Origin of the sequence: Hyphomonas sp. (assembly GCF_022844445.1) — a bacterium.
Taxonomy (GTDB): domain Bacteria; phylum Pseudomonadota; class Alphaproteobacteria; order Caulobacterales; family Hyphomonadaceae; genus Hyphomonas.
Window position 1 is genome coordinate 40,286 of the sequence record NZ_JALHLS010000014.1, and the last position, 15,281, is coordinate 55,566.

Consider the following 15,281-nt stretch of genomic DNA (forward strand, 5'->3'; position numbering starts at 1 on the left):
CCCTCTCCAACCCGTGCGGTCCCTTCGTCTATCGGTTAGGACGTCAGGTTTTCAACCTGAAAAGAGGGGTTCGACTCCCCTAGGGACTGCCAGGTTTTCCGCCCTCAATTTGCCGCAACTGCCCCGGAATGACAGCCCGAATCGTTTCGGGTTGTGAACATCGCGTGACAAGCGCGAATTCGCGCACTAGTTTTCGCGTCAGGGGAATGTGGGTTGATGACGAATAGCGTAGCCAGAAGTGAATCCGATCCGCCCGTAGCCGAGCCCGTCGTCCGGGTCATTGGTCATGTGAAATGGTTCGACAGTGCGAAAGGCTACGGCTTCATCGTCGCGGAATCGACGTCCGATGCCTCGCTCACCGGCGATGTCATGCTCCACATTTCATGCCTGCGCGATTATGGCGAGACTCTCGCTGACGAAGGCGCCAAGATCGTCTGCGATGCGGTGAAACGCCCGCGCGGCTGGCAGACTGCCCACATTATCGAGATGGAACGCCCCCGCGCTGCCGTCGCCCGCGAGCGCGGCGAACGCCCGGACTATGAGGAAGTCACCCTCAAATGGTTCAACCGCGCCCGTGGCTACGGCTTTGTCCGCCGCAGCTCGGACGAGATCGACATTTTCGTCCACGCAGTTGCCCTGCGCAAAGCCGGCTATGACGACATCGAACCCGGCACTCTGATCGAGGTCATCATCGAAACCGGCGCCAAGGGTGACCACGTCCTGTCAGTGCGCCCGAAGCGCTGAACAGCAGCCGGCGCTTGCCGCTTTCAATTCAGGCCTTTATTCCTGCCTGCATGATCCGTTTCATGCTCGTCTCTTTCGCAGTGCTGGCCTTCCTGGCCCAGTCTGCTTTCGCCCAGCTCGCTGTCACCCCGCTGACCATCAAGTCGGATGAGGCGTCCCATGGCTTCACCGTCGAGGTCGCTGCCACGGAAGACGAGATCCGTCAGGGCTTGATGTTCCGCGAAAGCCTCGCCCCGGACGCCGGCATGCTGTTTGATTTCGGCCAGGTGCGCCCCGCCAGTATGTGGATGAAGAACACGCTGATCCCGCTCGACATGCTGTTCATGGATGCCGAGGGTCAGATCATCGCCATAGCCCGCAACGCCGTGCCTGGCTCGCTACGCTCGCTCGGCCCGGGCGTTCCGGTTCGCGCCGTCCTCGAAATCCCCGGCGGCCGCGCAAAGGCGCTCGGCATCTCGCCCGGCGACAAGGTCGAACACCCCATCTTCACCAAGTCGCGTGGCTGACTCGGCCAGCGATCACCGCGCGCCCCGATCAGGCTTTGCTGTCTCGCCCTCGCGCGGCAAGTTCACGATACATAACGGCCCGAGCTACCGCGCGACCGCGGAGGGCGACATCCGCACCGGCCTCTGGGTGCTCGACCGCCACTGCAACGGCATGGGCTTCATGCACGGCGGCATGGTCTCCGCCTTCGCCGACAGCGCGCTCGCCTGGGCTGTCTGGTCGGCCACCGGCAAGATGTCGGTCACCATCAAGCTGACCCTGGAATTCATGGAGATCGCGCGGGAAGGAGAGTGGATCGAAGCCCATCCGGCGGTCACCTTCATCGACGGTGAGTTCGTCCACGTCACCGCCCGCATAATGAAGGAAGACGGCGCCATGGCCGCGCGCGCCGATGCCGTTTTCCGCACAGTGCGCCGCAAGGCCGCGTGAGACAGAAAGCCAGGCCTCCTTTAAAGTGCTCCGTAAACTGAACAATCAGATCTAGGAATCTCCGAGTTGGTTATCCCCGTTGGATCGCCGGTTTATGGAGTTCGACGCCTATCTGTCTTTACGTCTCCAGTTCGCGTTCGTGATCGCGTTCCAGATTCGCTTTCCTGCTTTCACCATCTGCTCCGCTCCTGATCCCGCCGTCAGTGATGACCTCTGTCTGAGCACCGGGCGGAGACGGTCGCCAGCCGCTTTCGAGGCGGCTGGTCAGCTCTTTGCTGGCCTGATGATCATGGTCGCCGCCGCTGCTTATGGGCCGCGGGCGCTTTTTCATTGGCTAAGGCCAAGTTCCTGCAGTGCGAAGGACTTGATCGACTTGTAATCCGCCTTGCCGTTCGAGGCGCGGCCGAGGTCTGTCTTGAACAGGATGCGCTTCGGCGCCTTGTAGCGGGCGAGCTTCGTTTGCACGAAGGCGCGCAGTTCGTCCTCTGAAACCGTACCGTCGAGCGATACCACCGCCGTCACCGCCTGGCCCCACTTGTCATCCGGCACACCGACGACCAGCGCATCGCGCACCGCCGCGTGCGACTTTAGCGCTTCCTCGACTTCTTCGGGATAAACTTTCTCGCCGGCTGTATTGATGCAATTCGATCCGCGACCGAGCAGCGTGATCGAGCCGTCCGCTTCCACGGTACACCAGTCGCCGGGAATGGCGTAGCGCATGCCGCCGATGGTCTTGTAGGTCTTGGCGGTTTTCTCCGGATCCTTGTAATAGCCGAGCGGCACGGCGCCGCCGCGCGCGATGAAGCCTGGCACGCCGCTGCCGGGCACGACTTCGCGGTCATCTTCGGTGAACACCTTGCACGCCGGTCCGATCTCGAACTTCGAGGTCTGCGTGCCGCCATCCGCCGTGGTGATCGAAGAGCCGAAGCCGACCGCTTCGGACGCACCGAAGCTGTCTGTCAGTGCGGCCTGCGGCATGTGCTTCAGCAGGCCCTGTTTCACTTCCGAGCTCCACATAACCCCGGACGAGATGATGGCTAGCACGCTGGACACGTTCCAGCGGCCCGGATTCTCGTCGAGGCACTGCAGCATGGGCTTGCCGAAGGCATCGCCAACGATCGCCATGCTGGTCACGCCTTCTCGCTGCACGGTGTCCCACAGGTTGGCGGGGTCGAACTTCTTGTTCTCGGTCAGCGTCACGATCCCGCCGCCGTTGAGCAGCGCGCCCATCGCGGTGAACAGGCCCGTGCCGTGCATCAGCGGGCAGGCGGGGACCTGTCGCGAGAAACGGCCCACAGTCAGTGCGTTCTGGACATGCTCGTCAAGGTTCGCCGGCACCGGCAGGCCTGCCTTGCGCGCCCCCTCCATGCCCGCTTCCCGCCAGATGGAGTGTGTCCACATCACGCCTTTCGGCATGCCGGTCGTCCCGCCGGTATACAGCAGCAGGAGATCGTCGCCGGATCGGGGGATCTTCAGCGGGGAAGGATCGCCATTTGTCGCCAGCTTCTCGTAGGATTGGGCAAACGGCAGCACTTCCTTGCCGCCGACCTGCACCCAGACCAGCACCTTCGGGAGGCGCGTGCGCCCGCGCTCTAATTAGGGGGCGAAATCCGCGTCGAAGAATACGACTGTCGCGTCCGAATTGTCGAAGATGTAGACTAACTCGTCATCCAGATACCGATAATTGACGTTCACATGCGCGAGGCGCGCTTTGAAACACGCGGCGAGGCCTTCCATGTATTCGGCCTGATTGCGCAGGTAGAAGCCGGCCTTGTCGCCGGTCTTTGCGCCGAGGCCCAGTAGCGCCCGCGCGAGCCGGTTGGAGCGGGCGGTAAACTCTGGCCAGACAATCCGCCTGTCGCCATGCGCCACTGCGATGTCGGAAGGGCCCAGCGCCGCGCCAACGGCGTCCAGCATGTCACCAAAGTTCCAGTCCATGCACACTCTCCCTGTCGCCGTCCGGCGTTGTTCTCGTTGGGCAGGATCGTATGGGCGCGGCGGGCTGCGGGCAATCCATGCCCCAACGCAAACGGCCCCCCGGATCGCTCCGGAGGGCCGCCTGTTTGTGTCATTCGGTTTGGGGAGGACTTAGAAGTCCATACCGCCCATACCGCCCATGCCGCCTGGCATGCCGCCGCCGCCGGCCGACTCTTTCTTCGGAGCTTCGGCGATGCCGGCTTCCGTAGTGATGAGCAGGCTGGCTACCGAAGCGGCGTTCTGGAGGGCCGAACGGACCACCTTCACCGGGTCGATGACGCCCATGGCGACGAGGTCGCCATACTCTTCGGTCTGGGCGTTGAAGCCGTACGAACGGGCCTTGTTCTGGAGGATCGTATTGACCACGACCGAACCTTCAACACCGGCATTCTCGGCAATCTGGCGCAGCGGAGCCTCGAGCGCCTTGCGCACGATGTCGATGCCGGCCTTCTCGTCGTCATTGATGCCAACTACATCGATGTTCTTGGAAGCGCGCAGCAGGGCCACGCCGCCGCCCGGAACGATGCCTTCTTCGACAGCGGCGCGGGTTGCGTTGAGCGCGTCATCGACGCGGTCTTTCTTCTCTTTCACTTCGATCTCGGTGGCGCCGCCAACCTTGATGACAGCAACGCCGCCGGCAAGTTTCGCGAGACGCTCCTGAAGCTTCTCCTTGTCATAGTCGGAGCTCGTGTCTTCGATCTGCTTACGGATCTGGCCGACGCGGGCTTCGATTTCTTTCTTCTTGCCAGCGCCGTCGACGATCGTCGTGTTGTCCTTGTCGATCGTAATGCGCTTGGCTTTGCCGAGCATCTCCATACCGACGTTCTCGAGCTTGATGCCGAGGTCTTCGGAGATGACTTGGCCGCCCGTCAGGACAGCGATGTCCTGTAGCATAGCCTTGCGGCGGTCGCCGAAGCCCGGGGCTTTCACGGCGGCGATGCGAAGGCCGCCGCGCAGCTTGTTGACCACGAGCGTGGCGAGGGCTTCGCCGTCCACATCTTCAGCGATGATCACCAGCGGCTTCTGCGACTGAACGACAGCTTCGAGGATCGGCAGCAAGGGCTGCAGGCTGGACAGTTTCGACTCGTGCAGCAGGATGAGCGCGTCATCCAGCTCGACCATCATCTTGTCTGCGTTCGTGATGAAGTAGGGGCTGATATAGCCGCGATCGAACTGCATGCCCTCGACAACATCGAGTTCGGTGTCTGCCGATTTGGCTTCTTCAACCGTGATCACGCCTTCGTTACCCACTTTCGCCATCGCCTGGGCGATCATCTCGCCGATTTCCCGCTGGCCGTTGGCCGAGATCGTGCCAACCTGGGCGATCTCTTCGTTGGTTTTCACTTTCTTGGCATGGTGGGCGAGGTCTGCGACCACTTCGGTCACGGCTTTGTCGATGCCGCGCTTCAGGTCCATCGGGTTCATGCCGGCGGCGACGCGCTTCATACCTTCGCGAACGATGGCCTGGGCCAGAACGGTCGCGGTCGTGGTGCCGTCGCCGGCGGTGTCGTTCGCTTTCGAGGCCACTTCGCGCAGCATCTGTGCGCCCATGTTCTCGAGGCGATCTTCAAGCTCGATTTCTTTTGCGACGGTGACGCCGTCTTTTGTCGTCCGCGGGGCGCCGAACGATTTCTCGATGACGACGTTACGACCTTTCGGGCCGAGCGTGACTTTCACGGCGTTAGCCAGGATGTCGACGCCGCGGAGCATTTTTTCGCGGGCGTCGGATCCGAAAACAACAATCTTTGCTGCCATTGGGGAGTTACCTCTTGAATTGATTGGAGAAGGGAAGGGAGCGGTGAGAAATTACTTCTCGAGCACGCCCATGATGTCGCTTTCCTTCATGATCAGCAGCTCTTCGCCGTCGATCGTGACTTCGGTGCCGGACCACTTGCCGAACAGCACGCGGTCTTTCGGTTTCACGTCCATCGGGACGATTTCGTTGTCGTCACCGCGGGCGCCCTTACCGACGGCCACAACGATGCCCTCCTGGGGCTTCTCTTTCGCGGTGTCGGGGATGATGATCCCGCCCTTGGACTTTTCTTCTTCCTTGACGCGGCGCACGACGACGCGGTCATGCAGGGGACGAAGTTTCATTCTGTCTGCCTCTTTGATGGTAAAATAGCTCAGGTGTTGGGTTCGATAGGGGTCGCCAGCAACCCGGGAGCGCTCACGTTTGGCACTCACCTGACAGGACTGCTAACGATGTGCGGGAGATAGACACTCGCCCCCGGCCCGTCAACCAGCATGCGGAGAAGAAAATTGCCGCAAGTGCGGGGCATTCCGTCGGAACCGGCGGGGGCCGACATCCAGATTACGGGCTGGAAGGACTGCATCCTGGGGGCGGCCATCTGCTCCGCACCTGGCTGGGTGCCTTGAAAGGTTCATTCGGCGGCCCTTGTTCGGCCCGCAGGGCGCGCGCGGCATGGTTAACGTTTCCTGCTTCGCCTTCGGCAAATCGACAGCCTCAGCATGAAGCAATCTCAATACTGGTCCTGTAATGGTGACAGCAGATAAGGGATTCAGGATGACCGCCCGCTTTCGAGAAATAATGTTCTCGGCGAACTATTTTGCGCTCGTTTGCATTTCGGCGCTGACGATCTCGTTCATCGTCTCGATCACCGTCTACAATCTCGGCATCCCCGTCCATGCGTCCGACTATGTCCGGATGAACCTCTACGTGACGAGCTGCATCGCCATCCCGACAGCCATTATCGCGACCCTCCACGACTACCATACCCGCGTCTACCAGCGCCGCCTTGAGGCCCTCGCCTGGACCGATGAATTGACCGGCCTCCTCAATCGCCGCTTTTTCCTGCGTGCCGCCGACGAAGAGTGCCGCCGCATGCGCCGCACCGAGCAGTCTGCCGCCATCGCCATCTTTGACCTCGATTTTTTCAAGGAAGTGAACGACCTCTACGGCCACGCCGCCGGCGACCGCGTCCTCAAGGGCGTCGCCCAGATCGCCCATGCCGAACTGCGGGGTCCCTTCGACAAGCTCGGCCGCTGGGGCGGGGAAGAGTTCGTCGTCCTGCTCAGTGACGTGACGCCCGAGAACGCCCGCATTGTCTGTGACCGCCTGCGCACGCGTATCCAGTCGGCACTGATAGAGACCGGCGATTTCCAGGTCTGCATCACCGCCAGCTTCGGCTTCTGCATGCTGCCCGGCGGCGCCGACGTGAACGGCGTCATCGAGGCGGCCGACCGCGCGCTCTACGAAGCAAAGCGCCTCGGCCGCAACCGCGTCGAGATGGGAGAATACGTCCAGGCCGACGTGCAGGACATCACCGAGTACAAGCAGCGTGCCCAGGCCAACAAGCGCCGCACCGCCGCCAATGACGATGTCGCCGATACGATCCGCGCGATTACGGTCTCCCAACGTCCACCCGTGAAGCGCCACGCCCGCCTGCGCTCGACGCGCTGACCGCGCAGCACCAGGCGCTCTTGCCGCGCTCCCGATTACCTGATGAGAGGGTGGCGCCTTGCACGGAGGACGCCGCATGCCCGATCTGCCACCCCGCACCGGTCCGCTGACCGATCTGCGTGTCATCGAGCTCGGCCAGCTGATCGCCGGTCCGTTCTGCGGCCAGATCTTTGCCGACATGGGCGCCGACGTGATCAAGATCGAGCCGCCAGGGCAGGGCGATCCGTTACGCGAATGGGGCCGCGAGGGCTTTCCCCTATGGTGGTCGGTCGTCGCGCGCGGCAAGCGCTGCATCACGGCAAACCTGCGCGAAACAGAAGGCCAGGACATTGTCCGCCGCCTTGTCCGCGAAGCTGATTTCCTGCTCGAGAATTTCCGCCCCGGCACCCTCGAGAAATGGGGGCTGGGCTACGATGCGTTGAAGAAGATCAATCCTCGCCTCATCATGATCCGCGTTTCTGGCTATGGACAGACCGGCCCCTACGCTACGCGCGCGGGATACGCTTCTGTCGGCGAGGCGATGGGCGGCCTGCGCTATGTCATGGGTGAGGCCGACCGCGTGCCGTCCCGCGCCGGCATCTCGCTGGGGGACAGTCTCGCCGGCCTCTACGCCGCGCTCGGCGCGCTCGCCGCGCTGCACCACCGCGAGAAGACCGGCGATGGCCAGATGATCGACGCAACAATCTACGAATCCGTGCTCTCGGTGATGGAAGCGCTCGTCCCGGAATACCAGTTCGAAGGCTACACGCGAGAGCGCTCCGGCTCGCTCCTGCCGAACATCGCGCCGTCGAACATCTATACTGGCACCGACGGGATGGTGATCATCGCGGCCAATCAGGACACTGTCTTCGCCCGCCTGTGCGAGGCCATCGGCCAGCCTGCCCTGAAAGACGATCCCGCCTACAAGACCCATGTCGCACGCGGCAGGAACCAGAAAGCTCTCGATGACCTCATCAGCCTCTGGACAGCGACCCGCACCATCGACGACATCGAGCGGACGATGATCGACAGCGGTGTTCCGGTCGGAAAAGTGTACCGCGCTGCCGACATGCTCACCGACCCGCACTACGCTGCCCGCGCCTCATTGACCCCGGTACCGAGCGAAAAATGGCCGGGCCTGATGCAGCAGAATGTCTTCCCGAAACTCTCCGCGACACCCGGCCACATCCGATGGGCCGGCCCAGCCGAACTTGGTGCGCACACGGAAGAAGTTCTGACCGAACTTCTCGACCTGACCCCCGAGCAGATCGCCAAGCTCCGGGCCAGCGGCATTGTCTGATCTTCCCCGCTCTCCCGCAAGGCGGGAAAATGGTCGTCACTTCCGGCGCAGGTCGTTGGGCGCGCTTGTTGCACGTTGAGATTCCTGCTGGCGGGAAGACCCTCACCTCGCATTGCCGCGGCAGGGGGAGGCGAGGGTCTTCATCAAACCACGCTGATCCAAACAAGCCGGGCCGCTCCCGCGTCCGGCCAAAAAATGCGCCTCGCAGCCCAGCCCTTCAAAAAAGCTTGCCTTTCCAGCCGTAGTCCGGTCATTTCTGCCTCAAATCGACTGGAGGCGGCGAATGACGGATGCACCGGCTGCGGCAACGCAGAAAGGGTTTCTCGGGATTGTAGAACGTGCGGGCAACAAACTGCCCGACCCGGTGTTTCTGTTCTTTTATCTCATCTTCATCCTGATGGGGATTTCAGCGATCGCCGCTGCTCTCGGCGTTTCTGCCATCCATCCCACCCAGGTCAATGAAGACGGTTCTCCGGTCATCGTAGCCACCGCAAGCCTTCTTTCGGCGGCGAACCTTCAGCGCCTGTTCGTCGAAATGCCGGCGACGTTCACGCATTTCCATCCGCTCGGGTTTGTCCTGATCGTCATGCTCGGCGCCGGTGTCGCCGAACGCTCCGGCTTTTTTGCCAGCGGCATGCGGGCCGCCGTCCGCGGCGCGCCGAAGGCATTTCTGACGCCGGTCGTTGCCTTCATCGCCATGCTCTCGAACCACGCCTCCGATGCCGGATATGTGGTTCTGATTCCGCTAGCCGGAGTCCTCTATGCGGCGGCAGGGCGTCATCCGCTCGCCGGGATCGCCGCGGCTTTTGCCGGTGTATCCGGCGGCTTCTCCGCCAATATCACGCCGGGCCAGCTTGACGCTCTGTTGCTCGGCATCACGCAGACCGCCGTTGATTCCTCCGGCATCGTGGAAAACTATTCGGTCAATATCGCCGGCAACTGGTGGTTTATCATCGGTCTGACGTTCGTGTTCCTCCCGGTCATCTGGTTTGTGACTGACCGGATTATCGAGCCACGCCTTGGTGCCTGGCAGGCCGGGCCGGAACATGCCGCTCAGTTCGCCGAGAGCGAGAAGCCGCTGGACGCCGGTCAGAGTCGCGGCCTCGCGATGGCAGGCCTCGCGACGCTGGGCGTCGTGGCGCTGTGGATTTTCCTCACGATCGGACCGGGCACGCCGCTGATCAATGAAGCGGCCTGCGCGCCGGGCACTGTCGAGGCGGGCATCTGTTCAGTGCACCTGACGCTCGATCCCTTCTACAAGTCCCTCGTCGCCGCTTTCTTCCTCGTCTTCCTCTTTGCGGGCTGGGCGTATGGCGCCAGTGCCGGCACGATCAGGAACCACCGCGATCTCGTCGGCATGATGGCTGAAGGGATGAAGGAGATGGGTTACTATCTGGTGCTCGCCTTTGCGGTGTCGCACTTCGTGGCGATGTTCAACTGGTCAAACCTCGGCTTGATCGGAGCAGTTCATGGGGCTAGCGCAATCAGCGAAAGCGGTTTGCCCCTCTGGGCTATCATCTGCATCACGATCCTTTTCACGGCGTTCCTGAACCTCTTCGTCGGATCGGCCAGCGCCAAGTGGGCCCTGCTCGCGCCAATCCTTGTTCCGATGCTGATGCTGCTGGGTGTCAGTCCGGAAGGGACGACTGCGGCCTACCGGGTAGGTGATGGCGCAACCAACATCATTACGCCTTTGATGGTCTACTTCCCGTTGATCCTGATCTTCTGTCAGCGTTGGGTAAAGTCCTTCGGACTCGGCAGTCTGACCGCGCTGATGCTGCCATACTCGCTGTGGCTTCTGGTGTCGGGAGGGTTGATGACCGTGGTTTGGTTCATGCTGGAGCTTCCGCTCGGTCCCGGCGCATCGGTCCTTTATGCCCTGCCGGAAATAGCAACGCCCTGATTCCATTTCCGCGGCGTGTGTTGCCGGGAGGGGATTTGCAATTGCCCTGCGGAGGAGTAGGGGACTGACGCTGATCAGTCCTTAGAGGGGGGTTATGTCATGCATTCGCTTACCGTTCCGGCACGTTCGAGCGCCGTGGGTTTTGTAGTGCGCGCAGTGGCAATCGCCACCGGCGCACTGTCCGTCGCGCTTCCGGCGCTGGCCGAAGGGGCGGCAGGTCCGCTCGCGGGCGCCGTGCCCACGCATGTCGGGCCGGTCCCTGTCGACTTCATCCTGTTTGCCCTGACGCTGCTCGGGGTCGCGGTTTTTCACCACCGCGTTTTCACCGTTGCCGTTACCGGCCTGTCGGCGATCCTCGCCTGGAAATTCCTGGTGCCCGGTTTCAAGCACGGCGCTGGTTTTGAAGGGCTGACGGCCCACATGAGCCATGAATGGGTGGTCCTGGCTAACCTGTTCCTGCTGCTCCTCGGCTTTGCGGTCCTATCGCGCCACTTCGAAACCTCGAACGTGCCGGAAAAGATCCCTGCGATTCTGCCGGACAATTGGCTCGGCGGTGTCGTACTGCTCGGGCTCATCTTCGTGCTGTCCAGCTTCCTCGACAACATTGCCGCCGCTATGATCGGCGGCATCGTTGCCAAGCACGTCTTTGAGGACAGGGTCCATATCGGTTACATTGCGGCGATCGTGGCCGCCTCAAATGCGGGCGGTGCCGGCTCGGTCGTGGGTGACACGACGACCACGATGATGTGGATCGACGGCGTCAGCCCGCTTGATGTTCTGCACGCCTATGTCGCCTCGTTCGTGGCCCTTGCAATCATCTCGGTACCCGCCTCGCTGGCGCAGCAGAAGTACCAGCCGATCCAGGCGCGGGCCGATGCAAGTGTGTCGGTCGACTGGGGGCGGGTGTTCATTGTCGTCGCCATCCTTGCGACCGCCATCGGCTCGAACGTGGCCGCGAACCTTTATGCGCCGCACCTGCTCGACATGCTCCCGGTCATCGGCCTCGGTGTCTGGCTCGCGATCATCGTGACCGCTCTGCTTCGCAAACCGGATTGGAGCATCGTCTCCTCTTCGCTGAAGGGAACGCTATTCCTGCTTTGCCTCGTGATGTCGGCCTCGCTGATGCCGGTCGAAAGCCTGCCGCCCGCAAGCTGGCAGAGCACGATGGGTCTCGGCTTCGTCTCGGCCGTGTTCGACAACATTCCGCTGACGGCGCTCGCGCTGGCGCAGGGCGGCTATGACTGGGGCATGCTCGCCTTCGCGGTTGGCTTCGGTGGCTCGATGATGTGGTTCGGCTCGTCGGCCGGTGTCGCCATCACCAACATTTTCCCGGATGCCAAGTCCGTGTGGAAATGGGTGACGCAGGGCTGGTTCGTGATCGTCGCCTACATTGTCGGCTTCATGGTGCTGTACCTGGTGCTCGGCTGGCACCCCCACGCCCCGCACACCTAGGTCAGATCGGCCTGAAAAGAATTGGCCCGCCCCGGGAAACCGGGGCGGGCCATTCATATGGGCCCAGGGAGGCTTGCGCTTAGCTGCGTGATTTCGATTTCAGGTCTGCCGTCATCGATTCGATCTTCTTGATAAGTGCGTCGGCTGAGCCGTTGTTCTTGTCGAGCAGGGCGATGAACTGGGCGCGCTGTTCGATGGCCAGCCAGATCAGGTTGCCGTCAAGGTTCAGGGCCACGTCGACAACCTTGTAGCTGCCTTCCTTGCCCTGGACGCGCCAGCGTACGTCCATGTCGGTGCCGTCCTGACGCTTGATCACCGTGTTCACGATCGAGTCCGTTTCCGAACGGTCGACCGAGTTTTTTACTTCCACAGCTTCACCGCGGTAGGCGTCCAACTCGTACTCATAGACGGTCAGCGCGTAGGTGCGAAACGCCTTGCGGTAGCGCGTCAGTTCGGCCTCGGTGAAGCGGCGACTGTACTTGCCGATCACGAAGTTAGACACCGCGTCGAGATTGGTGAACTTGTCCATGTACGTGCTGAAGGCCGCGGTGCGCTCGGCAGCGGTCAGCTTGGGGTTGTTCAGCGACTTCAGCACCTCGCTGGCATTCTTCTGGACATAGGCCTCGGTGCGCGCATCTGCGAAAACCGGCAGCGCACTGGCAAGCAGGAATGATGCGGCGAGGGTGGAACGAAGAAGGGTCTTCACGTGGATAACTCCTGTTACAGGCCGGCGCCGATTACTCTTCAAATTCGTCAAAATCCGGGAGGTCTTCGTACGCCGCATCCTCATCGACCTTGCCATTAGCAATGGCAGCCTGACGCTGAGATGAATAAATTCGCCGAAGAGCGATATATGGTTCCGGCTGGGCGTTGAGCGTGTCGATCTGCTCATCGAAGGCCACACGGGCGTTCAGGCCGCCGATAACCCCCATCCCGACCCTAAAGGCGAGGTCAGTATCGCTGTCATTATCGATCTGCACCCAGGTCAGGGGGTCAATGGCCCGGTCAACGCCGGTGCCGATCAGATCCCGGGGGGTGGTAGGACCGAGCAGCGGCATCACGAGGAAGGGGCCGCTATCGACCCCCCAAACGGCTAGTGTCTGCCCGAAATCCTCTGTGTGGCGCTCGAGGCCGAAATGATTGGCCGCGTCCCAGAGGCCGAGAAGGCCGACGGTGGTATTAATGCCGAACCGGGCAAACGTATTGCCGGCCCGGGAGGGTTCCGCCTGCAGCACATCGTTCGCAAGGATGATCGGCGAGCGCAGGTTGCTGAGGAAATCGCCCACCCGGTCGCGCGCAAACTCCGGCGTAACCGTCTTATAGGCGTCGGCCGCGGGGCCGAGAGCGTATTTGTCCACGCCGTTGTTGAAGGCGAACATCTTGCGATTGAACCCTTCATATGGGTCCGCTATCTCGCCCGGCGCTGGAGCCGGAGCGGTAGCGCAAGCGGTAATGGCGAGCGATGCCAGTGCGGCGCCTGCAGGCATTTTCATCAGAACACTTCCCGATATTTAGACGATAAATGGAGCGAATGTTGAAAAGGTTCAACGGGTCCGGACAAGTTGTACGGCGTCAGCGTAGCTTTGACGCAACACTGTTTAGAATGTCTGATTGGACCAAGGGTTCCTGCAGGCGACTTGGTAGTTGCCAAATCATATAAATGAATGTTTATATGATCTCGATGACAAGCTTTGATGATCTTCTGGAAAAGCTGAAGGCCGCAGGCGAGCCAACGCGGCTGCGACTGTTGGCGTTGCTGCGCGACAACGACCTGTCGGTGGGCGAATTGGTACAGGTTCTGGAGCAGAGCCAGCCGCGCTTGTCGCACCACCTAAAGGCGCTCTCAGAAGCGGGCCTTGCCGAACGCCTGCCGGAAGGCGCATTCGTTTTTTACCGAGCCGCGCGCTCCGGGCCGGGCCTCGCATTCCTCAACCATCTGTTCTCGCAGACCAGTCATGATGCGGAAGAATTCCGCGCGGACCGGGACAAACTGCGCGAAGTGATTCTCGCGCGCGCAGAGTCTGCAGAGGCCTACTTCTCGAGCATTGCCGAGACCTGGGATTCACTGCGGGCCCTGCATTTTCCGAATGAGGCCATCGAGGACACGCTGCTGGACCTTGCCGGGAGCGGGCCTTACCGCCGCGTGGTCGACTTCGGCACGGGTACGGGGCGGATGCTGCTCCTGTTTTCCGGCCTGGCCTCCGAGGCCGAAGGCATCGATTTCAGCCACCGGATGCTGACAGTGGCGCGCGCCAATCTGGAGCGTGCTGGCGTCAGCAACAGCCGGGTGCGCTTTGGCGACGTGACGGCGGCGCCGTTCGAGGACGCTTCGGCCGATCTCGTGATCGTGCACCAGGTGCTGCATTACCTCGACACACCGGGCGACGCGATTGCAGAGGCCGCGCGCGTGCTGGTGCCCGGCGGCAAGCTGCTGGTGATCGACTTTGCGCCGCACGATCTTGAATTCCTGCGCGCCGAGCATGGCCACCGCCGCTTGGGCGTGCGCCATGATGCGCTGGCGGAGTGGGCCGGTCAGGCGGGCTTGAATCTTGAGGCGCCACGCTCGTTCGATCCGCCGAAGACAGGTGCGCCAGGCCTTACAGTCAATATTTGGCGGGCAACCAAGCCCGCCCTTTCCCGAGCGAGGGCGGCATGATCCGTACACTGAACCAGGCCGACCGGAACGCAGAGCCGCTGCGCGTGTCGTTCGAATTCTTTCCGCCGAAGAGCGAAGGCATGTCAACACGCCTTTGGGACACGATCAAGAGGCTGGAGCCAATGGCGCCGGACTTCGTGTCGGTGACTTATGGCGCGGGCGGCTCGACGCGCGAGCGGACGCACGACACCGTTCGCCGTATCGCTTCCGAGACGACACTGCGCCCGGCAGCGCACCTCACCTGCGTCGGCGCAACCAAGGAAGAAGTGCTCGCGATTGCCGAAGAATACTGGCAGGCAGGCGTTAAGCACATTGTGGCGTTACGCGGCGATCCGCCGGCGGGGATGGGCGCAAAGTATGAGGCGCATCCTGGTGGTTTTCTCGATTCGGTCGATCTCATTCGCGGGCTGAGAGCCCACCGGCCGGAATTGGGCAAGTGTTTCGAGATTTCGGTCTCCTGCTATCCGGAACTACATCCGGAGAATAGGGGCTGGGACGCGGAAATCGCTTACCTGAAGGCGAAGCAGGACGCGGGCGCGGACCGCGCCATCACGCAATTCTTCTTTGAGCCGGAAGTCTATTTCGCGTTCCTCGACCGTGCGCGGGCGGGCGGCGTGACGCTGCCGATTGTTCCCGGCATCATGCTGCAGCCGAACTTTACCGGCCTGAAGCGCATCTCGGCACTGTGCGGCGCGAGTGTGCCGCACTGGTTGGAGCGGCTCTATGAAGGCCTCGAGGAAGATGACGAGACGCGTGACCTCGTGACTGCGACGGTGGCGGCGGAGCTTTGTCACAAGCTGCACGAGCGAGGCGTGCGCGACTTCCATTTTTACACGCTGAACCGAGCGAGCCTTGCGCTGTCAACCTGCCGGCTTCTCGGCCTGAAGCCCCAACCCGCAAAGGCGGCCTGACC

At 62.1% G+C, this 15,281-nt stretch carries 16 protein-coding genes and 1 tRNA gene; 10 read left to right on the forward strand and 7 right to left on the reverse strand.

Going from position 1 to position 15,281, the window contains the following annotated elements; translation table 11 throughout:
• The first annotated feature begins 17 nt into the window (after positions 1 to 17).
• The 4 genes from Q0C17_RS14475 (at position 18) to Q0C17_RS14490 (ending at position 1,677) form a co-directional block, all read left to right on the forward strand.
• A tRNA-Glu gene (locus Q0C17_RS14475) sits at positions 18 to 92 on the forward strand.
• A gap of 124 nt (positions 93 to 216) precedes the next feature.
• Complete coding sequence (locus Q0C17_RS14480) at positions 217 to 744, forward strand: cold-shock protein (protein WP_291207793.1); 528 nt, start codon at positions 217 to 219, stop codon at positions 742 to 744.
• 50 nt (positions 745 to 794) lie between these two features.
• On the forward strand, positions 795 to 1,250 hold the full coding sequence (locus Q0C17_RS14485) for a DUF192 domain-containing protein (RefSeq protein ID WP_291207796.1): 456 nt from the start codon (positions 795 to 797) through the stop codon (positions 1,248 to 1,250).
• Positions 1,243 to 1,677: a PaaI family thioesterase gene (locus Q0C17_RS14490; protein WP_291207798.1), complete on the forward strand. Its 435-nt coding sequence runs from the start codon at positions 1,243 to 1,245 to the stop codon at positions 1,675 to 1,677. The genes Q0C17_RS14485 and Q0C17_RS14490 overlap by 8 nt, the downstream gene beginning before the upstream one ends.
• Positions 1,678 to 1,795: 118 nt before the next feature.
• On the opposite strand, the gene Q0C17_RS14495 is transcribed toward Q0C17_RS14490, so the two are convergent.
• The 5 genes from Q0C17_RS14495 to Q0C17_RS14515 form a co-directional block, all read right to left on the reverse strand.
• Entirely contained in the window at positions 1,796 to 2,008 is a 213-nt protein-coding gene (locus tag Q0C17_RS14495) for a hypothetical protein (protein ID WP_291207803.1), read from the reverse strand.
• The gene (locus Q0C17_RS18210) at positions 2,005 to 3,243 is read right to left on the reverse strand and encodes an AMP-binding protein (protein WP_366914831.1); all 1,239 of its coding nucleotides are present in this window, start codon (positions 3,241 to 3,243) and stop codon (positions 2,005 to 2,007) included. The genes Q0C17_RS14495 and Q0C17_RS18210 overlap by 4 nt, the downstream gene beginning before the upstream one ends.
• A 30-nt stretch (positions 3,244 to 3,273) precedes the next feature.
• Positions 3,274 to 3,615 (reverse strand): AMP-binding protein, encoded by a 342-nt coding sequence (locus tag Q0C17_RS18215; RefSeq protein WP_366914832.1) that lies wholly within the window; start codon positions 3,613 to 3,615, stop codon positions 3,274 to 3,276.
• A 150-nt stretch (positions 3,616 to 3,765) separates the two neighbouring features.
• A complete protein-coding gene (gene groL / locus Q0C17_RS14510; protein WP_291207805.1) occupies positions 3,766 to 5,409 on the reverse strand; it encodes a chaperonin GroEL in 1,644 nt (547 codons plus the stop codon).
• Positions 5,410 to 5,460: 51 nt separating this feature from the next.
• Positions 5,461 to 5,751, reverse strand: coding sequence for a co-chaperone GroES (locus tag Q0C17_RS14515; protein WP_291046498.1), 291 nt, complete (start codon positions 5,749 to 5,751; stop codon positions 5,461 to 5,463).
• A gap of 430 nt (positions 5,752 to 6,181) precedes the next feature.
• Here Q0C17_RS14515 and Q0C17_RS14520 point away from each other — a divergent pair, with 430 nt between their 5' ends.
• The 4 genes from Q0C17_RS14520 (at position 6,182) to Q0C17_RS14535 (ending at position 11,712) form a co-directional block, all read left to right on the forward strand.
• On the forward strand, positions 6,182 to 7,078 hold the full coding sequence (locus tag Q0C17_RS14520; RefSeq protein WP_291207807.1) for a GGDEF domain-containing protein: 897 nt from the start codon (positions 6,182 to 6,184) through the stop codon (positions 7,076 to 7,078).
• Between the two features lie 76 nt (positions 7,079 to 7,154).
• Positions 7,155 to 8,357 (forward strand): CaiB/BaiF CoA-transferase family protein, encoded by a 1,203-nt coding sequence (locus Q0C17_RS14525; RefSeq protein WP_291207809.1) that lies wholly within the window; start codon positions 7,155 to 7,157, stop codon positions 8,355 to 8,357.
• 283 nt (positions 8,358 to 8,640) lie between these two features.
• Entirely contained in the window at positions 8,641 to 10,260 is a 1,620-nt protein-coding gene (locus Q0C17_RS14530; protein WP_291207811.1) for an AbgT family transporter, read from the forward strand.
• Between the two features lie 99 nt (positions 10,261 to 10,359).
• Entirely contained in the window at positions 10,360 to 11,712 is a 1,353-nt protein-coding gene (locus Q0C17_RS14535; protein ID WP_291207813.1) for a hypothetical protein, read from the forward strand.
• Positions 11,713 to 11,791: 79 nt separating this feature from the next.
• Here the strand turns inward: Q0C17_RS14535 and Q0C17_RS14540 are convergent, their stop codons facing one another.
• Both Q0C17_RS14540 and Q0C17_RS14545 read right to left on the reverse strand, forming a co-directional pair.
• Positions 11,792 to 12,418: a phospholipid-binding protein MlaC gene (locus tag Q0C17_RS14540; protein WP_291207815.1), complete on the reverse strand. Its 627-nt coding sequence runs from the start codon at positions 12,416 to 12,418 to the stop codon at positions 11,792 to 11,794.
• A gap of 31 nt (positions 12,419 to 12,449) precedes the next feature.
• Positions 12,450 to 13,205 carry a VacJ family lipoprotein gene (locus Q0C17_RS14545; RefSeq protein WP_291207817.1) on the reverse strand — a complete coding sequence of 252 codons (756 nt, stop codon included), beginning with the start codon at positions 13,203 to 13,205 and terminating at the stop codon, positions 12,450 to 12,452.
• 179 nt (positions 13,206 to 13,384) lie between these two features.
• Between Q0C17_RS14545 and Q0C17_RS14550 the strand changes: the two genes are divergently transcribed.
• Together Q0C17_RS14550 and metF are read left to right on the forward strand one after the other, a co-directional pair.
• Positions 13,385 to 14,368 (forward strand): metalloregulator ArsR/SmtB family transcription factor, encoded by a 984-nt coding sequence (locus Q0C17_RS14550; protein WP_291207819.1) that lies wholly within the window; start codon positions 13,385 to 13,387, stop codon positions 14,366 to 14,368.
• A complete protein-coding gene (gene metF / locus Q0C17_RS14555) occupies positions 14,365 to 15,279 on the forward strand; it encodes a methylenetetrahydrofolate reductase [NAD(P)H] (RefSeq protein WP_291207821.1) in 915 nt (304 codons plus the stop codon). Before Q0C17_RS14550 ends, metF begins: the two co-directional genes overlap by 4 nt.
• Positions 15,280 to 15,281 lie beyond the last annotated feature (2 nt).